Below are 23,658 nucleotides of genomic sequence, written 5' to 3'. Positions count from 1 at the left end.
CGCCCACCTGCCGGAGTGCTGCGCGGATCAGTTCGAGCGGCGCAGCGGGACTTCCTTGATGGCCAGGATGCAGGCCAACGCCACCACGGCTACGGCCGCGGAGAACATGAAGACCACGCCCGTCGCGTTGCCGAATGCCTCGCGCACCAGCATCCGCACCGGCTCGGGCATCGCGGTGAGGTCGAGCGATGAACCCGCCGCCACCGCCCCGCCGCCATCAGGCGAGATCAGGTGCGCCGAGGCCAGGGCCTGGGTGACCAGCACCCCGACCTTGTCCGAGAGCACTGCGCCGAGCACCGCGACGCCCGCGGCGCCACCGACCGAACGGAAGAACGCGACCGAGGAGCTGGCGGTGCCGATGTCGGTGACCTTGACTGTATTCTGCACGGCGAGGACCAGGTTCTGCATCATGAACCCCATGCCGACGCCGTTGAAGAACATGCCGATGGCGATGATCCAGTAGCCGGTGTGCGACTCCATGGTGCCCAGCAGGGACAGCGCACCGATGTTCAAGATGGCGCCGATGACCAGATAGATCTTCCACCTGCCGAAGCGGGTGATCATCTGGCCGGAGAAGACCGAGCCGAACAGGTTGCCGGCGATCATCGGCAGCGTCATCACCCCGGCCAGCGTCGGGCTCGCCTCGCGGGCGATCTGGAAGTACTGGCCCAGGAACGCGCCGGAACCGAACATGCCCACACCGATGGCGATGGAGGCCAGGATGGCCAGCGAGGTGGTGCGGGTGGCGATGATTTTCAGCGGGATCACCGGTTCCGGGACCCGGCCCTCGACGTAGATCAGCAGCGCGATCATCAGCACGGCCGATCCGGTCATGAGATAGGTCTGCCAGGAGTTCCACTCGTAGAAGCCGGGCTTCCCGACGTAGGAGACCCAGATCAGCAGCACCGAGACCGACGCGGTGACCAGCAGCGCACCGAACCAGTCGATGTGGACCCGGCGCGGGGTGTGGTGGATGTGCAGCGTCTTATGGATCAGCACCATTGAGAGCAGCGCGATGGGAACGCCGAACCAGAAGGTCCAGCGCCAGCCCAGCGGCGAGTCCACGATGAGCCCGCCCAGCAGCGGTCCGCCGGCGGTGGCGGCCGCCATGACGCCGCCGAAGTAGCCGGAGTAGCGTCCGCGCTCGCGCGGGGCGATGACCGTGCCGATGACCGCCATGCCCATCGCCGTCAGTCCGCCCATGCCCACGCCCTGGACGACGCGGGCCGCCATCAGCATCGGGATGTTGATGGCGAAGCCGGCCAGCAGCGAGCCGATGACGAAGATGACGATGCCCAGCTGCAGCATGCGCTTCTTGTCGAAAAGGTCCGCGATCTTGCCCCAGAGCGGGGTGGAGGCGGCGTTGGCCAGCAGCGCCGCGGTAAGCACCCAGTTGAAGTCGGTCTGGGTTCCGCCGAGCGAATCCATGATGGTGGGCAGCGCGATGGAGACGATGGTGGTGGCGAGCATCGCGGCGAAGAAGCTGGCGAGCACGCCTACCAGCGAGCGCAGCGTCTCCTTCCGGGACATCTGAGGGGTGTCGTTGACCAGCTCGCTGACAGGTTGACGCGTGCCGGTCCCGAGGTCTTCCGCGTTGCTCATGTGGCATCCACTTCCGCGGCTGCCGCCGCCTCGCGCTGGATCAGGGCCAGGATTCCCTCACGCAGGACGGATTCGAGCGTGGTGATGGTCCGCGCCGCGGCGCGCGTGGTGTCGTCGTCCCAGTCGGGAAGCAGCTTGGCCATCATCTGCGTGCGCTTGGCATGGGCGGCCCGCAGCCGATCGCGTCCGAGCCCGGTGAGGGTGAGCAGCTGGGCCCTGGCGTCATCGGGGTCGGTGGTGCGCTCGAGGCTGCCGCAGGCCTCCAAATCGGCGACCTGCCGGCTCATCGCCGCGGGGCCGACCCCCAACCAGCGGGCGATGTCCCCGGCCCGGGCGGGCTCATGGCGGTGGATGTAGTTCAGCACGCCGAATGCGGCGACGCCGAGCCCGTCGGTCAGCGCACCGGTGTGGGTGATGTGGCGCAGGGTGCGGTGCAGCATCTGGATGCCGTGGACCAGCTCCCCCGTCGCCGAATCGTCGTTCACTGCCATCTGCCTGCCTCCGGGTACCGCGCTAAAGTATGTGACCGGGTCTACTATTGCCCTCGGCAACCATATTCCCCGATTAGTTGACCAGTCAAACTAATTTGGTTTGCCGCTTGCCGGGCTACGCTGGATGGATGCCCGAGAGACCAGCCCCATCCCCCGAAACCATCCACCGCGCCGCCCGACTGCGCCTGCTCGCCCTGGAGGCGGCCAGGGCTGCCGCCCCGGCACTGGAAACCGCCTTCCGCGGTGAGATCGTCGCCGAGAACAAGACCAACAGCCACGACCTGGTCACGGCGCAGGATCGCGCCAGCGAACTGGCCATCGAGGCCGTGCTGCTGGCGGGCGAGCCGGACAGCCGGATCCTGGGCGAGGAGGGCGGCGCACGCGGCAGGGGGGCCATCCAATGGATCGTCGATCCGATCGACGGGACGAGCAACTTCGCCCACGGGGTGGCGTTCTTCTGCATCTCGATTGCCGCAGCCCTGGACGGGGAGCTGCTGGCCGGGGTCGTACTGGATCCGATAGCCGGGCTGGAGTTCTCCGCCGATGCCGAGCATGCCTACCTCAACGGCGAGGTGCTGGTTCCCGGCGCATGCGCCGAACAGCGCCACGCCAGCCTGATGACCGATTACCCCTCTGCCGAGGCCATTGCGCTGGACGGGGATGCCGGGTTGGCCGAATTCGGGAAGCTGGTATGCGCCTTCGCGACGCTGCGGCGAAAGGTCAGCGCGGCACTGGGTCTGGCCCACGTGGCCGCCGGATGGACCGACGCGACACTGGGGCTGGACACCAACCCCTGGGACGTCGCAGCCGGGGTGCTGCTGGTGCAAAGGTCCGGGGGCAGCTACCTGCCCTACTCCTACGACGACGAGCCGCGCCCGGCCCACGAGGCGCCGTGCTTCGTGGCCTTCGGGCCCGGAGGCGATTTCCCCGCGGCGACCGGTGCCGTCCAGCGGCTGGTGGCGGCCCGGCGCGACGCGGGCTACCGGCGGTAGCCGGTCGCCTGGAGATCGGCCGGCCCGTCGTCCAGCAGCGGTTCCCACGCATCGGCGAGCAGGCACTTGACCTGGGCGTCCGGACCGTGGGCATAGTCCTCGACCAGGACGGTTCCCTCGTCGTTGTAGATCACGCAGGCGATCTCCCCGGAGTTGCCCGGCGCGTTGCTGGCCGTCATCGAGCCGACCAGCGGGCTGGCCTCCATGGTGGCCGAGAAGTTGCCGCTGTGCGACCCGGACTCCGGGGTCAGGAAGTTGGTGGTGATCACGAGGGTGTCGAAGTTGCCGTCGGAGGTGACCTCGAATCCGTAGGTATCGGTGTCCGAACTGGCAATCATCATCAGCGTAGGCAGCAACAAGGTGTACAGGATGCAGACCAGCAGGGCGAATGCGCCGGCCGCCACGCCGGACACGGCAAAACCGCGCCGGTACAGGCCCTTGGCCAGCGCCACGATGCCCAGGACCATGGCCAGCGGACCGAGCAGGTACGAGACGAGTCCCAGGATCGGCACGACCGAGATGACTGCGGCGGCGATGCCGATGACCAGCGCGGCGGTTGTCAGCCCGCTGGTCCGCGGTGCCTGGACGGGGCCCGGGTCATAGCCGTAGCCCGGCTGCGCGTATCCGGGGAATTGCGGTGCTGCGGGCTGGCCATAACCCGGATAACCGGTGCCGGGCGCCGTCCACTGCGCCGGCCCAGGAGGGCCGGACTTCGCGGACGGGGCGTACGGGTCAGACATGGGGCTCCTTGAAGGCGCTGTACCGCCGGAAATCAGGCTGGTTCATCATCGAAAATACCCTGTCCGCGGCGGCCCGGCACAATTGCCCGGACCCGGCGTGGCACGGCCTCATGCCCGCCGCGGGGCCCTGCGGTAGGTGGAACCATCGGCGGTGCGTTCGAGCAGACCGTGGTCCACCAAGTAGCGCCGCAACAGTGCGATGTCACCGGTGAACGCCGACAACCGCTCGTTGACCTGCGCCTCGTTGAGCTGCTCGGGGTCGTTCAGGGCACGTTGGACCACCCAGTCCAGCAGCTCGAAACGCTCCGCCTGACTCGCCGGATAGCGCTTAATGCGGCTCCCGATCAGGAACCGCTGGACACCCACGGCACGTTCCTTCGGGGCTCCGGATGCCAGCGCCCGGCGGAAGGCCGCCGGGTCAAGCACCGGCCCCTGCGGACCGGGTATCAGCAACAGCGCCGATTCGAGCCCCTTGATGGCTGCAGCGCGCTTGGCCGGCTTCATTCCGGCACCCGTTTGGGCGAGCGGCTTCCCGAGGACCAGCTCGGCAAAGAGGGTCCGGGTCCCGGCATTCGACAGGGCTCCGAGCACCCGCCGCCAGTCAATGTCATGTCCTTGTTCCGGCATCGGCTTCCTTTTGTTGCGGTGTTCCGGCAGGCAGCCGGATACCCCTCGTTTTTCCCGGTTTTCGGGCCTATCCTGAAGCCATGGCTACAGTAGTGAATCGAAAAGCACAGGCCCACGTTGCTCATCATGGCGGCGGCGGCCTGATTCTTGGCGGCGTCCTTGCCGCCGTCCTCTTTGCAATTTTCGCCGTCATCGTGTCGGCAAGCACCGGCGGAGCAATGAGCCCACTGGTGATCGGCGTTGCCTTCGGCCTCATCTGTACCGGCTTCGGCATCGTCTACCACTTCACCCACTAACAACAGCGGGAAACGCGGCGGCGGGAGTTCAGATCCCCGCCGCTGCGGCGCGTCCCGCGGCCCGTCCGCTGAACAGGCAACCGCCCAGGAACGTTCCCTCCAGCGCCCGGTAGCCGTGCATGCCCCCGCCGCCGAAACCCGCGGCCTCGCCCGCCGCATACAGTCCGGGCACCGGCCCGCCCTCGGCACCGAGCACCCGGGAAAAGAGGTCGGTTTCCAGCCCGCCGAGTGACTTGCGGGTCAGGATCCGCAGCCGCACAGCTATCAGCGGACCGGCTCCGGGGTCCAGGATCCGGTGCGGTTTCACCGTACGGATCAACTTATCGCCCAGATACCTCCGGGCCGACGCGATGGCCGCCAGCTGACCGTCCTTGCCGAACCCGTTGCCGACCTCCCGGTCGCGCTCCACGAGCATCCGTTCAATGGCTGCCGCGTCGAGCCCCGGCTCCGGAACCAGCCTGTTCATCTGCCCCACCAGCGAGGTGACCGTGTTCGCCTGGATGAAATCCTCCCCGTGCTCGAGGAAGGCCCGGACCGGTCCGGGGACGTCCACCCGGGCCCGGGCCAGCACGGCACGCACGTCCTTGCCGGTCAGGTCGGGGTTCTGCTCGGAGCCAGAGAGCGCGAACTCCTTGCCGATGATGCGCCTGTTCAGGATGAACCAGCTGTGTTCGTGCCCCGTGGCCATCAGGTGTTCAAGCGTGCCCAGGGTGTCGAACCCGGGCCAGAGCGGATCGGGCAGGCGGTTGCCCGTGGCATCGAGCCAGAGCGAACTGGGGCCGGGCAGGATCCTGATCCCGTGCGCCGGCCAGACCGGGTTCCAGTTGCCGATGCCCTCCGTGTAATGCCACATCCGGTCCCCGTTGATCAACCGTCCGCCGGCAGCGGCGCCGATGTCCAGGCCGCGCCCGTCCACGTACGCGGGGACCCCGGAGATCATCGTGGCCGGGGCCGCGCCCAGGCGCTTGGGCCAGGCGGCCCTGACCTTCTCCGGATTACCGCCGATGCCGCCGGTGGCCAGCACCACGGCCGGAGCCGGGAATTCGAAGTCGCCGACGGATCCGCGCCCGGTGGCCACGCCGCGGGCCGCCGCACTGGGTTCGAGGACGGTTCCGCGGACCCCGGTGACCGTGCCGTCCGTGATGACCAGCTCATCGAGCCGGTGGCGCCAGGCGAAGCGGATGCGGCCCTCGTCGACGGCGGCGCGGGCCTTGGCGATGAACGGGGCCGTGATCCCGGGCCCGGTCCCCCAGGTGATGTGGAAACGGGGCACCGAATTGCCCGGGCCGGAAGCCCCCCTGCCGCCGCGTTCGGCCCAGCCCACGACCGGAAAGAAGCGCACCCCGTGCCCGTGGAGCCAGGCACGCTTGTCCCCCGCGGCCCAGTGCACGTAGGCCTTGGCCCATTCGCGCGGCCAATGATCCTCCGGCCGGTCGAATCCGGCCGTTCCCTCCCAGTCCTGCAGGGCAAGCTCGATCGAATCCCGCACCTTCATCCGGCGTTGTTCGGGGCTGTCGACCAGGAAGATCCCGCCGAAGCTCCAATGCGCCTGGCCGCCCAGGTTCGTTGCCGGCTCCTGGTCGATGACCAGCACGCTGCGCCCCGCGCCGGCCGCCTCGGTGGCGGCGACCAGACCGGCGAGGCCGGCGCCGACAACGATGACATCGAACTGCGCGAGGTGGCTTCCCATGGCGCCACCCTACCGGGCGAAAGCGGCTCCGGTCACGGGTTTTGCGGGTCCGTTTCGGTCGAGCGCAGGGACAGGGCCCGGGCCACCGTCCCGAAGCCGGACAGGTCGGCGTTTCCCGGCGGCCCCCAGATGACCAGCATCCGCAGGGTGCCGGCGCCGGTATTGCGCAGGTCGTGCTCGACGCCGGGGACTGCCAGCACGCAGTCACCGGCCTCCAGCTCGTGGACCAACTCCCCCAGGCGCATGCTGGCGGTACCGGAGACCACCAGGTAGAACTCCTCCACAGCGTCGGGCCCCACCCCGTGGGCGTGCAGCCCTTCGGAACCGCCCGGTGGAAGCTCCCAGGTCTGCACCGCCACCGGCAGGGTCATCGAACCGGCGAAGTGCGAGGCGACGCGCATCCTCGATCCGCCATGCAGTTCGTGGTCGAAGGAGTGCTCTCCGCGTTTCTCCAGCATGTATTTTCCCCGTTTCCTTCGGTGTCAGCGCGGTAGCGCGCCCAGGCGCAGGCCGATCTGGGTTGCGGCCTGCCGGCAGGCCCTGCCCAGCACTTGAAGGCGCTCCGCCGGCACCCGGTAATAGGGTGCGGCGATCATGACGGCGGCGATGACGGCCCCGCGGTGGTCGTGGACCGGGGCCGCCAGACCGACCTCTTCGATATTCGTCTCGCCATGGTTGACCGCGTAGCCGGCATCGCGGACGGCTGCCAACCGGAGCAGGTACGCCTCGATGCCGCCGGGTGTGTCCGGGTCCAGGATCACACTGCCCGATTCCAGCAGCCCGCGCACCTCCGACTCGGGCTCATGGGCGAGGAACACCTGCACACTGGCGCTGAGCGCCGTGTTGTACCGGCTTCCCATCGGCGAGGTGTGCTTGACCTGCTTGCTGCTGGGGATCTGTTCCACCGAAATGGCCTCGCCCCCGTTCCAGATGGTCAGCGCCGCCGTTTCGCCGGTCGTCTCGGAGAGCTCGGCCAGCGTCGGGAACGCCACCCGGCGTACGTCGAGGTTGGCCAGCAGCGGCCCGGCCACGGCGATCAGGCCCAGGCCGAGGCGGAATTTGCGTGACTCCTCGTCGCGCTCCACGATGTTCTGATCCTCGAGGGTGGCCAGGATGCGCGAGACGCTGGACTTGTGCAGGCCCACGCGCAGCGCAATCTCGGTAACCCCCAGCAGCGGCTCATCGAGGGTGAAGCAACGCAGTACCTGGATCACGTTGACGATGACCGAGGCGCCCTTGGCCTCGGCCCGCGGTTCCTTGCCGGAGGCATCCGGCGCGTGTTCGGCCATCGTCTTTCGTCCCTTTCGCTGACCGGCGGCCGGGCAACCGGCCGCCGGTACCGGCGGTTTGCCCCCGCTAGCAGGGGATGATGTTGTTTTCCGGGCCGAAACCGAACTTGGTGATGTTCTCGGCCCCGTCCTCGTTGACCACGAGGATATCGTGTTCGCGGTAGCCGCCTGCACCCGGCTCACCGTCGAGCACCGTGATCATCGGTTCCATCGAGACGACCATGCCCGGTTCAAGCACCGTCTCGATGTCCTCGCGCAGTTCCAGCCCGGCCTCGCGGCCGTAGTAGTGCGAGAGCACGCCGAACGAGTGGCCGTAGCCGAAGGTGCGGTTGGCCAGCAGGCCGCGGTCGATGTAGATCTCGTTCAATTCGGCTGCGATGTCCTTGCAGACGGCCCCGGGCTTGATCAGCTCCAGCCCGCGCTTGTGCACCTCGACGTTGACGTTCCACAGTTCCAGCGAACGCTCGTCCGGTTCCCCGAGGAACAGCGTGCGTTCCAGCGCAGTGTAGTAGCCGCTGGTCATCGGGAAGCAGTTCAGCGAAAGGATGTCCCCGCGCTGCAGCTTGCGGGTGGTCGCCCAGTTGTGCGCCCCGTCGGTGTTGATCCCGGACTGGAACCAGACCCAGGTATCGCGCACCTCGCGGTGTGGGAAGGTCTTGGCGATCTCGTGCACCATCGCCTCGGTGCCGATCAAGGCGACCTCGTACTCGGTGATGCCCTCGCGGATGGCGGCCTTGATCGCTTCGCCGCCGAGGTCGCCGATGCGTGCACCGTGCTTGATGACCTCGATTTCCTCGGCGGACTTGATCATGCGCTGGCGCATGGCATCCTGCGAGACATCCAGCAGGGTGGCACCCTCGAAGGCCGCGGCAATGTTCGCCCGGCTCATGACCGGCAGCGCGTCGTCCTCGACACCGATGCGCCTGGCCCTGACGCCGGCGCGCCTCACTGCCTCCTGCAGGCCGTAGTAGAAGTTGTCGCGCCTCCAGTCGGTGTAGACGATGTTGTCTCCGTAGCTGGTTCGCCACGGCATGCCGGCATCGATGTTCGCCGTCACGGTGACCGACTGCTCCTGGGTCACGACCAGGGCATAGTTGCGCCCGAAGGTGGTGTACAGGTAGTCGGAGTAGTACTTGATGCCGTGATAGCTGGTCAGGATGACGGCATCCAGTTCCATCGCGGCCATGATCCGACGCAGGCCGCCCAGGCGGCGTTCGAACTCCGCATCCGAGAAGGTCAGCTGCTGCTTGGTGCCGTTATGCAGCGTCTTGAGGCGTTCGAGTTCGGATACGTTGCGTGCTGCTACCGGGGAAGTGGTCATGGTGACTCCTGAGTATTGTTCGTTGGTGGTGTCGAGCGGGACGTGTGGGGGGGGCGGCCTAGGCCAGCGGCTTCTTGCTGGTTTCCACGGAACAGGCGACCGCGATGAGCGAGATCACTGCCGCCCCCATCAGATACCAGCCCGGGGCCAGGACGCTGTGCGTGGTGGCGATCAAGACGGTGGCAACGAAGGGTGCCGTGCCGCCGAAGATCGCGTTGGAAAGGTTGAAGCTGACGGCGAATCCGGAATAGCGGACCCGGGTCGGGAACATCTCGGCCAGGTAGCTGGGCAGCGTACCGTCATTGAGGCTGAGCATTCCACCGAGCAGGATCTGCACCAGCACGATGATGAGGAAGTTCCCGGTTTCCAGCAGCAGGAACGCCGGAACGGTGAGCAGCACAAAGAGGATCGATGCGCTCATCAGCACCTTCTTGCGGCCCAGCCGGTCCGAAAGCATGCCCATCAGGAAGATGAACCCGATATAGGTGGCCAGCGCCACGGTGGTGGCGAGGTAGGCGGCGGACTGGCTGAGCCCGATGTTCTCATGCAGGTGCGTGGGCATGTAGCTGAGGATCAGGTAGAAGCCCACGGCATTGAGCAACACCGCACCGACGGCCTGGATGAGCTGGCGCCAATGGTTCCTGAACAGCGCACTGACCGGCGCCTTGATGGCCTCGTCTTCGGCTGCCAGTGCCTTGAACACCGGCGAGTCCTCGAGCTTGGTCCGGACGTACCGCCCGATCAGGCCCATCGGTGCGGCCAGCAGGAACGGCAGGCGCCATCCCCAGGACTCCATTTGTTCGGTTTGGAGCATCCCGGTCAGCAGCGCCGCGAGCAGCGAGCCGAGCAAGAGTCCGGTGGCCGTACTGGCCGGGACCACCGCAGCGTAGAGGCCGCGGCGGTGGGCCGGGGCATATTCGACCAGGAAGGCGGAGGCCCCGGCGTATTCGCCCGAGGCCGAGAACCCCTGGACCACGCGGATGATCAGCAGCAGGATCGGGGCCCAGATGCCAATCGTGTTGTACGACGGGATCAGCGCCATGCAGAAGGTCGCTGCCGACATGATCAGGATGGACCACGAGAGCGCTTCACGGCGTCCGATCTTGTCACCGAGGTGCCCCCAGATGAAGCCGCCCAGCGGGCGGACGAAAAAGGACACGGCGAACAGGGCGAAGGTGAGCATCAGCCCGGTCGTCGGATCCGAGGTGGGGAAGAAGACCGCGGAGATGGTAATGGCCAGGTAGCCGTACACCGCGTAGTCGAACCATTCAACGAAGTTGCCGATGAAGCTTGCAGCGACCACCTTGACTCGGGTGTTGCGCCCGATGCCTGCCGGATCGACGTGGGTCTGGCCGCTGAGTGTTGGACCGAAGTCACGGGATGGATCTGTGGTTTGTGAAGTCGGTGCAGAACTCCCGGCCGCGGAGCTGCGGACCGGTGTGTTGTTGCTCTGAGTCATGGAGTACCACCAGAAGTTTGGGTTGCATTCTACGCAACGCTGTTGCACCAGACTAAGTGTGAGCCAGGTCACCGTCAAGGGGTTCCGAGCACCTCCCTGCCGGTGGGACCTTGCACGCAAAAGGCCGGCGCCGATGGGCACCGGCCCCTTTGCCGCGGAAACGACCGCTCGCACCTCCGCCTTAAAGCACGGCTCTAATCGTCCGCTCGAAGCCAGCGATGTGGGCAAGGGCCAATTCAGCTGCGCGGTCCGCCTCTCCGGCGACGATGACATCGAGCAGCTGGACATGCTCCTCGATGTGCCCGGCCACCGAGGGAACCCGGTCCAAGACCATGCACCAGATCCTGGTGGCCAGGTTATCCAGGCGAATCAGCGTGTCTTCCAGATGCCTGTTGCCGGCAGCGCGATAGATCATCCGGTGCACCTCGAGGTCATATTGCATGAGCCCGCGCTTGTCGACTTCCCGCTCGCCGAGCTTCTCGATGTCGCGGGCCAACGAGCCAAGGCCGGCACGCAACGCATCCGACGCGGTGGCGGCGGCCTTATGGGCGGCGAGCGGCTCCAGCACCCGGCGCAGCTCCGACACCTCGGCGAGCTCGGTGATGTCCACGATGGTGGCAAAGGTTCCCCGGCGCGGATAGGAGACCACCAGATGGTCCGTTTCCAGCCGCTTGAGCGCCTCGCGTACCGGAGTCCGCCCCACGCCCAACCGAAGGGCAAGGGCGCCGTCGTGGATCGGGTCACCAGGCCGGATATCGAGCATGATCAGGCTGTCGCGGATGTCGCGGTAGGCCCGTTCGGCAAGCGACACCGGCTCCATGGCGGCATCCGGTGCAAGTGAAAGGCTGCTCATCGAACTACTCCTGGCTCGTCGGTAGCGGCGGGGTGGTGGTGACCCGCCACATTACGTGGATCGGGAATCCGTTACCCGCACCCATTGACACATTGTGATCCCCATCATACCTTTAGTGGAAGTTCTGATATATCAATTCGCGACAACTTGTGCGCCAAGCGTGAAGGACACCATGACCCCCCTGAATTCGACCCTCGTGGAATCGACGCTGACACAGGACATCTCGAGCCTCGATCCGGAAATCGCCGAGCGCATCGACGCCGAGCTTGCCCGCCAGCGCAATGGCCTGGAAATGATCGCCTCGGAAAACCACACCGCCCTCGCCGTCATGCAGGCACAGGGATCCGTGCTGACCAACAAGTACGCCGAGGGCTACCCGGGCCGCCGCTACTATGGCGGCTGCGAGGAGGTCGACGTCATCGAAACCCTCGCCATCGAGCGGGCCAAGGGCCTGTTTGGCGCGGCCTACGCCAACGTGCAGCCGCACTCCGGCACCCAGGCCAACGCCTCGGTGTTTCACGCACTGATCCGCCCCGGCGATACGGTGATGGGACTGAACCTGGCCCACGGCGGGCACCTGACCCACGGCATGAAGATCAATTTCTCCGGCCGGCTGTACAACATCGTCCCCTACGGGGTCGATGAGCAGACCCTGATTGTGGACATGGACGCCGTCGAGGCGCTGGCGCTGGAGCACCGGCCGAAGCTGATCGTCGCCGGCTGGTCCGCCTACCCGCGCCAGCTGGACTTCGCCCGCTTCCGCGAGATTGCCGACAAGGTCGGCGCGTACCTGTTTGTCGACATGGCGCACTTCGCCGGGCTGGTCGCCGCCGGGCTGCACCCCAGCCCGGTGCCGCACGCACACGTCACCACCTCCACCACGCACAAGACGCTGGCCGGACCTCGCGGCGGGATCATCCTGTCCAACGACGCGGAGATCGCCAAGAAAATCAACTCCGCCGTGTTCCCCGGGCAGCAGGGCGGCCCGCTGGAACACGTGATCGCCGGCAAGGCCGTCGCGTTCAAGATCGCCGCCACGCAGGAGTTCGCCGAGCGCCAGGCCCGCACGCTGGAAGGCGCCGCCATCCTGGCCGAACGCCTCGGTCGCGGGGACGTCGCGGCAGCGGGCATCAGCGTGCTCACCGGCGGCACCGACGTGCACCTGGTGCTGGTCGACCTGCGTGCGTCGGCCCTCGACGGGCAGGTCGCCGAGGACCTGCTGGCCAAGGTCGACATCACGGTGAACCGCAACGCCGTCCCGTTCGACCCGCGCCCGCCGATGGTGACTTCCGGACTGCGCATCGGAACCCCGGCCCTGGCCACCCGCGGCTTCTCCGCCGCGGCCTTCGCCGAGGTCGCCGACCTCATCGCCGAAACCCTGGTCGCAGGGGCCGACGCCGAAGCCGCCGTGCTGGACGGGCTCAGGGCCCGGGTCCACGCACTGGCCGCGGCGCACCCGCTGTACCCGGAACTGGAAAACCTCTCTTCCCCGACAGGAGCCTAAGACCATGGCAGACATCCTTCCGGAGCACCCGGATTTCCTCTGGCACAACCCGGACCCGAAGCCGTCCTACGATGCCGTCATCGTCGGCGGCGGCGGGCACGGCCTGGCCACCGCCTACTACCTGGCCAAGAACCACGGCATGACGAACATCGCGGTGCTCGAGCGCGGCTGGCTGGCCGGCGGCAACATGGCCCGCAACACCACGATCATCCGTTCCAACTACCTCTGGGACGAATCGGCCGGCATCTACGAGCACTCGCTCAAGCTCTGGGAGCAGCTGCCGGAGGAACTCGAATACGACTTCCTCTTCTCCCAGCGCGGCGTCATGAACCTCGCCCATACCCTGGGCGACGTGCGTGAATCGATGCGCCGGGTCTATGCCAACCAGCTCAACGGGGTCGACGCCGAGTGGATCACCCCGGAGCAGGTCAAGGAACTCTGCCCGATCATCAACATCAACGATGACATCCGCTACCCGGTCATGGGCGGCACCTACCAGCCCCGCGCCGGCATCGCCAAGCACGACCACGTCGCCTGGGCCTTTGCCCGCAAGTGCGACGAAATGGGCGTGGACATCATCCAGAACTGCGAGGTCACCGGGATCATCAAGGACGGCAACCGGGTCGTCGGCGTGGAGACCAACCGCGGGCGGATCAACGCCGGCAAGGTGGCGCTCTGCGGCGCCGGGCACTCCTCGGTACTGGCCGAACTGGCCGGCTTCGAACTGCCGATCCAGTCCCACCCGTTGCAGGCACTGGTTTCCGAACTGCACGAACCGGTCCACCCGACGGTGGTCATGTCGAACCACGTCCATGTCTACGTCTCCCAGGCCCACAAGGGCGAACTGGTCATGGGCGCGGGCATCGATTCCTACAACGGCTACGGCCAGCGCGGCGCCTTCCACGTGATCGAGGAGCAGATGGCAGCGGCCGTCGAACTCTTCCCGATCTTTGCACGGGCCCACGTGCTGCGTACCTGGGGCGGCATCGTGGATACCACGATGGACGCCTCCCCGATTGTTTCAAAGACCCCGATCGACCAGCTCTATGTGAACTGCGGCTGGGGAACCGGTGGCTTCAAGGGAACCCCGGGCGCCGGCTACACCTTCGCCCACACCATTGCCAACGACGAACCACACCAGCTCAACGCCGGGTTCTCGCTTGACCGCTTTGAAACAGGCCACCTCATCGACGAACACGGCGCCGCAGCCGTGGCCCACTAGAAGGGAAACCACTTCCGATGATGCTCATTGCATGCCCATGGTGCGGGCCCCGCAACGAAAACGAATACCACTACGGTGGCCAGGCCCATGTTGCCTACCCCCAGGACCCCGCCGCGCTCAGCGACAAGGAATGGTCACGGTTCCTCTTCTACCGCCAGAACCCCAAGGGCCTGTTCGCCGAACGCTGGATGCACTCCACCGGCTGCCGCCGCTGGTTCAACGCCATCCGCGACACGGTGACCTACGAATTCAAGGCAGTCTACAAACCGGGCGATCCCCGCCCGGACATCGCCGCAACACCCGCCACGGGAGGATCGAAATGAGCACGGCAGCAGCCCCCCGCCGCCTTGATGCGGCAGCCGTACCCAACGCCCGGATCGACCGCGGCACCACGCTGAACCTGGACATCGACGGGCGAGTAGCCACCGGACACCCCGGTGATTCGATCGCCTCGGCCATGCTGGCCTCGGGGATCCGCAGCTGCGGCAATTCGCTGTACCTGGGCCGCCCGCGCGGCATCATGTCAGCCGGTGTCGAGGAGGCAAACGCACTGGTGAAGATCGCCGCCCGGTATGCCGGACACGTGAACGAGTCGATGCTTCCGGCGCCCACCGTTGAAATCACCGACGGCATGGCCGTCTCGCTGCTCAGCGGCCTGGGCCAGCTCGATCCGCGCAAGGACGAGGCACTCTACGACCGCAAGCACGTGCACACCGACGTGCTCGTGGTCGGCGCCGGCCCCGCCGGACTGGCGGCGGCCCGCGAAGCGGCCCGCTCCGGCGCCCGGGTCATCCTCATGGATGAACAGCCCGAAGCCGGCGGCTCGCTGCTGTCGGGCAACGGGGAGATGATTGACGGGATGCCGGCGCTCGACTGGATCGCCGCCACCCGCGCCGAACTGGAGGCCGCAGCGGAGTTCAGCTACCTGCCACGCACCACCGTCTTCGGCAGCTACGACGCCAACTACCTGCTCGCGCTCGAGCGCCGCACCGACCACCTCGGCGCCGAACCGGCACACGGCGTCTCCCGCGAACGGGTCTGGCACGTGCGTGCCGCCCGCGTGGTGCTTGCCACCGGCGCCCACGAGCGTCCGCTGGTGTTCGAGAACAACGACCGCCCCGGCATCATGCTCGCCTCGGCCGCCCGGAGTTACCTGAACCGCTACGGCGTGGCCGTCGGGTCCGAAGTGGTCGTGGCAACCACCAACGACTCGGCCTACGCGCTGGTCAATGACCTGCTGGACCGCGGCATCGAGGTGCCCGTCGTCATCGACGCCCGGGATTCGGTCTCCCTGGCAGCGGCAGAGGCAGTGGGCCGCGGGATCCGGGTCCTCACCGCATCCGTCGTCGCCGATACCTCCGCCCACCCCGACGGGTCGCTCTCGGCCGTTACCGTCAGCGCCATCGATGCGGACGGCGCGCTGAGCGGCACCACCGAAACCATCGCCACCGACGTACTCGCGGTCTCCGGCGGCTGGAACCCGGTGGTCCACCTGCACTCGCAGCGTGAACGACGGCTCGCTTGGGACGAGTCCCTTTCGGCTTTCGTCCCCGGCCATCCGGTCGAGCACCAGGGAACCGCCGGCGCCATGAACGGCCGGCTCGAGCTGGCTGCGGCGCTCAGCCAGGGTGCGGCAGCCGGTGCCGCCGCCGCCACGGCGGCGGGCTTCCCCACCACCGCCATCGTGCCGATGGCCCCTGCCGAACACCCCTCCGAGACCCGCGCACTATGGCTGGTTCCGGGGCTGAAGGGCGAAGACACCGACTACAAGCACCACTTCGTGGACTTCCAGCGCGACCAGAGCGTGGCCGACGTGCTGCGTTCCACCGGCGCCGGCCTGCGGTCGGTGGAACACATCAAGCGCTACACCTCCATCTCCACCGCCAACGACCAGGGCAAGACCTCCGGGGTCAACGCCATCGGCGTGATTGCCGCCGCGCTGGGCACCAACGACGTGGCGGGCATCGGCACCACGGCGTTCCGTGCCCCCTACACCCCGGTCGCCTTCGCCGCCTTGGCCGGACGCCAGCGCGGCGAGCTCTTCGACCCGGCCCGGCTGACTTCCATCCACCCCTGGCATGTGGACAACGGAGCCCTGTTCGAGGATGTCGGCCAATGGAAGCGCCCCTGGTACTACCCGCTTCCCGGGGAGGACATGGACGCTGCGGTGCTGCGCGAATGCGCAGCCGTGCGCGGATCGGTCGGCGTCATGGACGCCACCACACTGGGCAAGATCGAGATCCGCGGCAAGGACGCCGGCGAGTTCCTGAACCGGATGTACACCAACGCGTTCAAGAAGCTGGCCCCCGGCATGGCCCGCTACGGGTTGATGTGCACGGCGGACGGGATGATCCTCGACGACGGCGTGACGCTTCGCCTGGACGAGGACCGTTTCCTGATGACCACCACCACCGGTGGCGCCGCCAAGGTGCTGGACTGGTTGGAGGAATGGCTGCAGACCGAATGGCCGGAGCTCGACGTGGTGTGCACATCGGTCACCGAGCAGTATTCGACCGTCGCCGTCGTGGGTCCGAAGTCCCGCGCCGTGATGGCCAAGCTAGCCCCGGACCTGGATCTGGACAACGAGGCCTTCAAGTTCATGGAGTTCCGGGAAACCACGTTGGAATCGGGCATCGAGGCGCGCATCTGCCGGATCTCCTTTTCCGGCGAACTGGCCTACGAGATCAATACGGCTTCCTGGTTCGGGCTCAAGGTCTGGGAAGACGTCGTGGCGGCGGGTGCCGAATTCGATATCACCCCCTACGGCACCGAGACCATGCACGTGCTGCGCGCCGAAAAGGGCTTCATCATCGTCGGCCAGGACACCGACGGCACTGTCACACCGGACGACGCGTCGATGGGCTGGGTCGTGTCCAAGGTCAAGGACTTCGTAGGCAAGCGCTCGTTCACCCGGGTGGACAACCTGCGCACCGACCGCAAGCACCTGGTCACCGTGCTCCCGGTGGACACCGGCTACCGGCTGCCCGAGGGCGCCCAACTGGTGAACGCCGGCACCCCGATCACCCCCGAGGCCGGTCCGGTGCCGATGGAGGGCTATGTGACCTCCAGCTACCATTCGGCGGCACTGGGACGCAGCTTCGCCATGGCGCTGATCAAGGACGGACGCAACCGCATCGGCGAAACGCTCTTCGCCCCCATCAAGGGGGACCTCGTCGAGGTCCTCGTTTCCGAAACAGTGCTTTTCGATCCTGAAGGGAGCCGTCGAGATGGCTGAACAGGTCCTTGACGATATTTCAGTGCTGCGCCGTTCGCCGCTGGCACACCGCACAACCGAGCTGGCAGCCGCTGGCCTGGAGGCCGTGGTGAGCCTGCGCGAGCTCGTCTTCATGGAAATGACGGGGTTGCGCGCCGACCCCGGCAGCGACGCCCATACCGCGTTGGCCGCCGCCACCGGGGTCGGGCTTCCGGGCTCGGTCGGCCAGGTCGCCGGGGACGCCTCGGGCATCGCCGTGCTCTGGCAGGGGCCCGACGAATTCCTGCTGATCGCACCGGATGGCACCGGCAGCGCCGGTCCGCTGACCGAAGCGCTCGGGAACGAACCCGGTGCGGTGGTCGATCTCTCGGCAAACCGCACCACGCTCGAACTGTCCGGTCCCAAGAGCCGGGACGTGTTGGAGAAGGGCTGCCCTGCGGATCTGCACCCGCGTTCCTTCGCCGTCGGAACCGCCATCTCCACCACGCTCGGCCCGGTCCCGGTATTGCTCTGGCGCACGGCTCCGGACACCTTCCGGATCCTGCCGCGGGCCTCGTTCGCCGACTACACGGCGCACTGGTTGCTCGATGCCATGGTGGAGTACACGGCCGCCGGATAGCCGGGGACCGATCGGCGGGGTGGGCGTGCGGACGGATTCCAACGGTCCGGACCCCGCCCCGCTTGTCCGGTGGTTCACCGCCGGGCATACACAACACATCACGAAAAACAGGGAAGTGGCGGGGCATGGAAGCGGTCAACGAGGTCGAACACATCATGACGGTTCAGTGCCCCGAGGGGCCGGGGATCGTGCACGCCGTCTCCGGCTTCCTGTTTGAGCAGGGCCGGGACATCGTCGAGCTCAAGCAGTTCGGCGATCCGGCCGCCGGCAGGTTCTTCATGCGCCTCGATGTTTCGGGTGCAGACGCCCCGGAGCTGACCGACGCCATGCGTGCCGCGTTCGGCCCGGTCGCCGCGCGGTTCAACATGGAATGGACGCTGGAACCACGGGGAACCAAACGCCGGGTGCTGATCATGGTCTCCAAATTCGGGCACTGCCTCAACGATCTGCTCTACCGCTCGCGCATGGGCGAACTTCCCATCGACATCGTCGCTGTGGTCTCCAACCACGAGGACCACCGCGGGCTGGTGGAATGGCATGACATCCCGTATTACCACGTGCCGGTCACCCGGGAGACGAAGCCGGCGGCAGAGGCCCGGCTGCTTGAACTCCTCGACGACTACGACGTCGAACTGGTCGTATTGGCCCGCTACATGCAGGTGCTCAGCGACGACCTCAGCCGCCGGCTCACGGGCAAGACCATCAACATCCACCATTCGTTCCTGCCCAGCTTCAAGGGCGCCAAGCCCTACCACCAGGCGTACGAGCGTGGGGTGAAGACCGTCGGTGCGACGGCTCATTATGTGAACTCCGAGCTTGACGAGGGCCCGATCATCGCCCAGCAGGTCGTCGAGGTTGACCACACCTTCTCCCCCGCAGACCTGATCGCCGCCGGCCGCGACAGCGAATGCAAGGCGCTGTCCAATGCGGTGAAATGGCACTGCCAGAGCCGGGTGTTCCTCGACGGGAACCGCACCGTCGTGTTGCGCTGACCGAAACCCGATGCCCCGGCAGCAGGTCAGGGCCTTCGGCTCTCCGCTTTCTGGGCCATCAGAAATGCGGCCTTGGCCGTCAAGGCCAGAACTCCCAGTCCGGAGATCATCTGGATCGAGACCAAGCCCCTGGTCAGTTTCGACGTGGCGACAATGTCACCGAATCCGACGGTGGAAAATGTGCTGGACGTAAAATAGAGGGCATCTACCTTGTCCAGCAGCTCGCTAAAGTAGGCCGGCTCGGTCGTCGATAGCGACACGTAGAGCCAAGCGAACAAGAGCACGAACGCCACGACGCTTTCCACCACGGCCTCCACCGCCCTGATTTGCGGAGCGCTGGCAAAGAGCACGAAGCGCAGCTGCAGGACCAAAATCGTCAGAAAAACCACGATTACTGCCAGGAGCCTGATCCAGGCCCCCGTGGGATTGTTTGCATTGAACCCAGCGACGGGAATGAGGAAGTACAGCAAGAACATGGCCAACAGCACCAGGACCGCTCGCATCACTGCGAAAAGAAGAACGCGGATCCTTCCGCCTGGAGCAAGTTTCGTGAAATCCAGCGGGCTCTTCTTTTGACTCATCACGTGTTCCAGCCTTTGCTCACAATGCATAACTTGACGTACCGCGTGCCATCGATGTGCTCACGGACCTTCGAGCTTCACGATGTACGACGGAACGAGATCGATATCAATGTCTTGGGTGTCTATCCCCGAATCAACGAGAAGTTTCTTGAACGGTCCGACACCGGGGATCGGCAACGGGCCGGTGACCCTGGCTTTCATGCCGTCGTAGTCCGTGGTGACATCGAGTAGATCCCAGCCCTCGGCGCGTGTCCATGTTTCGGCTGCCGTGCGAACGGCACTTTCCCGCAGTGCGCTGGTGCTGCTGCCAATACTGGAGATAGTGAGCGGGATCCCGACGATGAGCATCATCGTGAAGATCACGAGGACGGCCTTCCTCCGATTCACCGTCTTCCGTCCGCTGACGTCTGGGGAAATGGGTCCGCGGTAAATACCGTACAAGGCCATCACCACGATCCCGATGGCCACGATCCCGATGGCGAGGATCGCAGTGACATTCGTGACGAAAAGAAGCAGTGCCCCGAGCGACTGTGAGTATGCTCCCGCTTCCAGGGCGAGGCCCACGACCACCAGGGGCGGAACCAGGGAAATCGCTATCGCAACCACCGGGAGGGTATCTGAAATATCCCGGCGAACCAGCGCGATGGATCCGACGACCCCCGTCCCAAGAGCCGCCAGTATGTCGATCAGCCCCGGGCTCACCCTGCTGGCTACCTGTGAGTTGGTCTCTGCCACGACATCGTTCACCACTACCAGGCCGATCAGGTACCCGATGACGAGGGAAGCGGCTGCTCCCAGAATGACCAGCAGCACGGATCGAACGAGATTCGTGCGATCGCCCAGCACCGTCGCCAGCGTGGTGCCTTGGATGGGCAGCAGCATAGGCGCGACGATTATGGCTCCGATCACCGTCGCCGTGGAGTCCGCCACGACGCCCGCGGCAGCGAGCATGGAGGAAAGCGTCAGCAGCATCCAGAATCGGCTGAGCCGATGTCCCCGATCCGGTCCGTCAAAGAGCACCGTATTGCGCATGGTCTCGATGTCGTTGCGGATGGGCCTGCTGCTCGTATCCACTGTTCCTCCTAGGACGGCCGCTGCACGCCTCCACAACAGTGGAGACGTGCCCCATAGATTCATGGAAACACTAGGGCAGGTTCGTGGTCATTGAACACCTACGAGTCAGACAGAATCCGCCGATAGCGCCCCCCTATCGCCTCCGGTCGGCGACAGGCCCGTCACCAACGCGTCGCGACCACCACCCCTGGCCCCCAATTCCGAACCCCGTTTCCCGGGCGGGACGTTCCGAGACGGCGAATCCCCGCAGCGGCTTTGCCGGGGTCGGGCAATAGTGAACGGGGCATGCCACTCAGCGAAGTGCACGGGCCTTGAGCCCTTGGTACTCCTCTTGGGTGATCGTCCCGGCATCCAGCAATGTCTTCGCCTTCTCGATTTCGTCCGCGGGGTTGGTTGCCGCCACGCCCTTGATGTACTGCTCGGTCGCGGCCTGCGCGTGACTGGCGTATTCGTAGCTTCGCTCCGCCATGCCCTTGCCCCGGACAATCAAGTAGACGAGCGCAGTCAGGAACGGAACGAATACCAGCAGGATAATCCAGAGCGCCTTCCACCAGCCGTTCAGTGCCCGGTCTCGGAACAGGTCGCTGATGACCGCAAACAGGGCAAACAGGTAGGCAACGAAGGCAAACCCCCGGGCCTGTCAAGTTGTCTGTGTAAATGAACTAGTCAGATAGTGTTTCTTGCTCTAATCCTTGAGGCCCTTTAAGGCGAAGATTCGATTCTAATCCAGGTAGGCTTCCACGCGTTCGGGATAGGTCAGGCACAGGTACTGCAGGGCCTGGTTCCAACCGGTGGTCTTGGCCCCCTCCAGGAGGCGTCCGCTGGAGGCCCGGGTGCCGGCCCGGACCTTGGCACGTTCGATGGCGCGCTTGTCCTCGATGTTGCAGATCGCCAACCACAGCAGCTTCACCGCGGCCGCGTCGTTAGGGAAGTGACCACGGTTCTTGGTGACTTTTCGAAGTTGGAAATTCAACGACTCGATGGCATTGGTCGTATAAATGACCTTCCTCAAGGCAGGGGGAAACGCGAGGAACGGGGTGAAACGCTCCCAGGCGCTCTGCCACGTCTTCACCGCCGCCGGATACCTGGTGCCCCACTCGCCGTCGCTGAACTCCTTCAGGGCCGCACCGGCGGCTTCCTCGTTCGGGGCCGTGTAGATGAGCCGCAGCTGGGCGGCGACCTTCTGCCGGTCTGCGTAGGAAACGAAACGCATCGAAGAACGGATCAGGTGCACCACGCAGGTCTGCACCGTCGCGTGGGGCCACGTCGCCTCGATGGCCTCGGGGAAACCGGTGAGCCCGTCGCAGCAGACGATCAGCACGTCCTTCACCCCGCGGTTGGCCAGCTCGGAGCAGACCTGCGCCCAGAACTTCGCGCCCTCGGCCGCGGCGATCCAGATCCCCAGCACGTGCTTGATCCCGTCCATGTCCACGCCCACGGCGATGTGCGCGGCCTTGTTCTTCACGTGCGCGCCGTCGCGGACCTTGATCACGATCGCATCCAGGTACATGATCGGGTAGATCGGATCCAAGGGGCGGTTCTGCCAGGCGATGACCTCGTCAAGGATCTCGTCGGTGATCTTCGAGATCGTCTCGCGCGAGAGTTCGGTGCCCAGGGTGGAGGCCAGGTGGTGTTCGATGTCCCGCACCGTCATGCCCCCGGCATAGAGGCTCACGATCATGTCCGCCAGCTGCCCGGTATGCCGGGTGCCCTTGGGAACCAGGCGCGGGACGAAGGTCCCGGCCCGGTCCCGCGGTACTGCCAGGTCGATGTCCCCGGCGCTGGTGGACACCGTCTTGGGGTAGGAACCGTTGCGGGAGTTCGTGACCTCGCGGCCGGCGTACTCGTGCTTCTCGTAGCCCAGGTGCTCGGTCAATTCGGTCTTCAGGCCCCGTTCCAGACCGGCCCGGATCAGGTGCTGGATGAACCCGTCCTTGCCATCGAGTTCGATCTCGCCGCGGTCGATCTGGCCCATCAGCTCATCGAAGGCCCCCGAGGCCTTGAGTTCTTCCATGTTCCCGACGGCGGCCATGCGCTCGGCCGCTGCCGAGGCGTCTACTTTCCCTGCCGGTTTTTTGCGTTCTATCACGGTCATAATTGTCCTCTGAATCAGATGGTGACTAGGTCATTTACACACTCCATCTGACAGGCTCAAACCCCCACAGGAAGAACCAAATGATGTCCCAAAAACTATTCCAAAAATTCATGAGAAACACTCCTCCACGTCGATGCCTGCGGCTGATTCCGAGGCCTTTAACTTTTCTACGGGGGAAACGAACCTCGCCCAACACCCAATAAGGGTGACTTTCCATGAACGACAGCGCACCCTGATCATCAATAACCGGGGCCTGCCGAGAATTCGACATCATGCGTGTTCCCAGTAGGCCGTTTTTTCGAAGTCCGCCCACACTGTGATGCGTGACTTGACCGGCTACTGACCTGTTTGCTCCGGACCAGGCTCCTGCTGCGTACGCCAATCAGCCATTGAAGGAATTCATGGGGCAAATCGTAGCTCACCCGTCCGAGGTGATATGTGGACTGCGGCTCGACGGGAGAATGACAAGGTCTTCTGCATCCGGAGGTGGTTTACCCGAATGAAACGATATGAAATCCGACTTCCCTATGCCCTGTCCGCCACCCTGGCTGCGGCGTTCCCCGAGTTCGATGCAGTGCAGCTGGCACCGTCGACGACGGTGCTGACGGGCATGCTCCATGACCAGGCTGAGCTCCACGGGATCCTCACTCGCATTGCCGACATGGGCTTGGAGATCGCCGAGGTCCATGTACGCGATGAGCCGTCATAAGGTTGTTCACTCCCGCTCTGGACAACAAGTAGGTGAACACGAAGATTCGTTTTTGCATCAGGTGTGCCGGCCCCCTGCCCGCAGAGTGCCGGGTGGTGTGCTCGGGAATCGCAGTCGGCCCTCGCGATCCGCGATGGCCGACGTAGATGCTGCATCCGTCGGCATGCTTCCGGATATCACCCTCCACGGGTGATGCCGTGAAGCCTGGGAATGCAGGAGCATATGCTCAGGAAACCGAGCCCTCGGAGGAAATCATGCGGAGACCTTTGGTGGGGCTCAGCAGGACAA

The 23,658-nt window shown here is 65.7% G+C and carries 23 protein-coding genes and 1 pseudogene; 9 read left to right on the top strand and 15 right to left on the bottom strand.

The window, feature by feature from the left end; all coding sequences use genetic code 11:
• Positions 1–27: 27 nt before the first annotated feature.
• The gene (locus E9229_RS08270) at positions 28–1,602 is read right to left on the bottom strand and encodes an MFS transporter (protein ID WP_312855636.1); all 1,575 of its coding nucleotides are present in this window, start codon (positions 1,600–1,602) and stop codon (positions 28–30) included.
• The gene (locus E9229_RS08265) at positions 1,599–2,093 is read right to left on the bottom strand and encodes a MarR family winged helix-turn-helix transcriptional regulator (RefSeq protein WP_183510749.1); all 495 of its coding nucleotides are present in this window, start codon (positions 2,091–2,093) and stop codon (positions 1,599–1,601) included. Before E9229_RS08265 ends, E9229_RS08270 begins: the two co-directional genes overlap by 4 nt.
• Positions 2,094–2,221: 128 nt before the next feature.
• Here E9229_RS08265 and E9229_RS08260 point away from each other — a divergent pair, with 128 nt between their 5' ends.
• Positions 2,222–3,085, top strand: a complete 864-nt coding sequence (locus E9229_RS08260; protein WP_183510748.1) for an inositol monophosphatase family protein — start codon at positions 2,222–2,224, stop codon at positions 3,083–3,085.
• Here the strand turns inward: E9229_RS08260 and E9229_RS08255 are convergent.
• Both E9229_RS08255 and E9229_RS08250 read right to left on the bottom strand, forming a co-directional pair.
• On the bottom strand, positions 3,073–3,825 hold the full coding sequence (locus E9229_RS08255) for a DUF4190 domain-containing protein (protein WP_183510747.1): 753 nt from the start codon (positions 3,823–3,825) through the stop codon (positions 3,073–3,075). The two genes, E9229_RS08260 and E9229_RS08255, sit on opposite strands and share 13 nt — an antisense overlap.
• Positions 3,826–3,933: 108 nt before the next feature.
• Positions 3,934–4,452, bottom strand: coding sequence for a DUF2087 domain-containing protein (locus E9229_RS08250; RefSeq protein ID WP_183510746.1), 519 nt, complete (start codon positions 4,450–4,452; stop codon positions 3,934–3,936).
• A 92-nt stretch (positions 4,453–4,544) separates the two neighbouring features.
• On the opposite strand from E9229_RS08250, the gene E9229_RS08245 reads away from it, so the two are divergent.
• On the top strand, positions 4,545–4,748 hold the full coding sequence (locus E9229_RS08245; protein ID WP_183510745.1) for a hypothetical protein: 204 nt from the start codon (positions 4,545–4,547) through the stop codon (positions 4,746–4,748).
• Between the two features lie 28 nt (positions 4,749–4,776).
• Here E9229_RS08245 and E9229_RS08240 read toward each other — a convergent pair whose 3' ends face one another.
• From E9229_RS08240 to E9229_RS08215, 6 genes are all read right to left on the bottom strand, one after another.
• Positions 4,777–6,438 carry an FAD-binding dehydrogenase gene (locus E9229_RS08240; RefSeq protein ID WP_183510744.1) on the bottom strand — a complete coding sequence of 554 codons (1,662 nt, stop codon included), beginning with the start codon at positions 6,436–6,438 and terminating at the stop codon, positions 4,777–4,779.
• Between the two features lie 32 nt (positions 6,439–6,470).
• Positions 6,471–6,896 (bottom strand): cupin domain-containing protein, encoded by a 426-nt coding sequence (locus E9229_RS08235; protein WP_183510743.1) that lies wholly within the window; start codon positions 6,894–6,896, stop codon positions 6,471–6,473.
• Positions 6,897–6,920: 24 nt separating this feature from the next.
• Positions 6,921–7,727 (bottom strand): IclR family transcriptional regulator, encoded by an 807-nt coding sequence (locus E9229_RS08230; protein ID WP_183510742.1) that lies wholly within the window; start codon positions 7,725–7,727, stop codon positions 6,921–6,923.
• A gap of 67 nt (positions 7,728–7,794) precedes the next feature.
• Entirely contained in the window at positions 7,795–9,048 is a 1,254-nt protein-coding gene (locus E9229_RS08225; protein ID WP_183510741.1) for a M24 family metallopeptidase, read from the bottom strand.
• 58 nt (positions 9,049–9,106) lie between these two features.
• Positions 9,107–10,507: an MFS transporter gene (locus tag E9229_RS08220; RefSeq protein ID WP_183510740.1), complete on the bottom strand. Its 1,401-nt coding sequence runs from the start codon at positions 10,505–10,507 to the stop codon at positions 9,107–9,109.
• A gap of 181 nt (positions 10,508–10,688) precedes the next feature.
• Positions 10,689–11,360 (bottom strand): GntR family transcriptional regulator, encoded by a 672-nt coding sequence (locus E9229_RS08215; RefSeq protein WP_183510739.1) that lies wholly within the window; start codon positions 11,358–11,360, stop codon positions 10,689–10,691.
• 172 nt (positions 11,361–11,532) lie between these two features.
• On the opposite strand from E9229_RS08215, the gene glyA reads away from it, so the two are divergent.
• The 6 genes from glyA to purU all read left to right on the top strand — a co-directional run bounded on the left by glyA (position 11,533) and on the right by purU (position 18,911).
• Positions 11,533–12,864: a serine hydroxymethyltransferase gene (gene glyA, locus E9229_RS08210; protein WP_183510738.1), complete on the top strand. Its 1,332-nt coding sequence runs from the start codon at positions 11,533–11,535 to the stop codon at positions 12,862–12,864.
• Between the two features lie 4 nt (positions 12,865–12,868).
• Complete coding sequence (locus E9229_RS08205; protein WP_183510737.1) at positions 12,869–14,086, top strand: sarcosine oxidase subunit beta family protein; 1,218 nt, start codon at positions 12,869–12,871, stop codon at positions 14,084–14,086.
• 17 nt (positions 14,087–14,103) lie between these two features.
• On the top strand, positions 14,104–14,409 hold the full coding sequence (locus E9229_RS08200) for a sarcosine oxidase subunit delta (RefSeq protein ID WP_183510736.1): 306 nt from the start codon (positions 14,104–14,106) through the stop codon (positions 14,407–14,409).
• Positions 14,406–17,321 carry a sarcosine oxidase subunit alpha family protein gene (locus E9229_RS08195; RefSeq protein WP_183510735.1) on the top strand — a complete coding sequence of 972 codons (2,916 nt, stop codon included), beginning with the start codon at positions 14,406–14,408 and terminating at the stop codon, positions 17,319–17,321. The genes E9229_RS08200 and E9229_RS08195 overlap by 4 nt, the downstream gene beginning before the upstream one ends.
• A complete protein-coding gene (locus E9229_RS08190) occupies positions 17,314–17,919 on the top strand; it encodes a sarcosine oxidase subunit gamma (RefSeq protein ID WP_183510734.1) in 606 nt (201 codons plus the stop codon). Before E9229_RS08195 ends, E9229_RS08190 begins: the two co-directional genes overlap by 8 nt.
• 125 nt (positions 17,920–18,044) lie before the next feature.
• Positions 18,045–18,911, top strand: a complete 867-nt coding sequence (gene purU, locus E9229_RS08185) for a formyltetrahydrofolate deformylase (RefSeq protein WP_183510733.1) — start codon at positions 18,045–18,047, stop codon at positions 18,909–18,911.
• Positions 18,912–18,937: 26 nt separating this feature from the next.
• Here purU and E9229_RS08180 read toward each other — a convergent pair whose 3' ends face one another.
• From E9229_RS08180 to E9229_RS08165, 5 genes and pseudogenes are all read right to left on the bottom strand, one after another.
• Positions 18,938–19,492 (bottom strand): potassium channel family protein, encoded by a 555-nt coding sequence (locus E9229_RS08180; protein WP_183510732.1) that lies wholly within the window; start codon positions 19,490–19,492, stop codon positions 18,938–18,940.
• Positions 19,493–19,552: 60 nt separating this feature from the next.
• Entirely contained in the window at positions 19,553–20,566 is a 1,014-nt protein-coding gene (locus E9229_RS08175; RefSeq protein WP_221184409.1) for a DUF389 domain-containing protein, read from the bottom strand.
• Between the two features lie 292 nt (positions 20,567–20,858).
• Positions 20,859–21,035, bottom strand: coding sequence for an SHOCT domain-containing protein (locus E9229_RS19810; protein ID WP_312855635.1), 177 nt, complete (start codon positions 21,033–21,035; stop codon positions 20,859–20,861).
• Between the two features lie 21 nt (positions 21,036–21,056).
• Positions 21,057–21,176: pseudogene (locus E9229_RS19805) on the bottom strand (PLDc N-terminal domain-containing protein); the annotation flags it as partial.
• A gap of 111 nt (positions 21,177–21,287) precedes the next feature.
• A complete protein-coding gene (locus tag E9229_RS08165) occupies positions 21,288–22,661 on the bottom strand; it encodes an IS256 family transposase (RefSeq protein WP_183509542.1) in 1,374 nt (457 codons plus the stop codon).
• 499 nt (positions 22,662–23,160) lie between these two features.
• Here E9229_RS08165 and E9229_RS08160 point away from each other — a divergent pair, with 499 nt between their 5' ends.
• Entirely contained in the window at positions 23,161–23,370 is a 210-nt protein-coding gene (locus tag E9229_RS08160) for a hypothetical protein (protein ID WP_183510731.1), read from the top strand.
• The last annotated feature ends 288 nt before the right edge of the window (positions 23,371–23,658 follow it).

Source organism: Paeniglutamicibacter cryotolerans (assembly GCF_014190875.1).
Lineage (GTDB): Bacteria > Actinomycetota > Actinomycetes > Actinomycetales > Micrococcaceae > Paeniglutamicibacter > Paeniglutamicibacter cryotolerans.
Note: the sequence above shows the minus strand (reverse complement) of the source record. Positions and strands in the feature narration are given on the sequence as shown.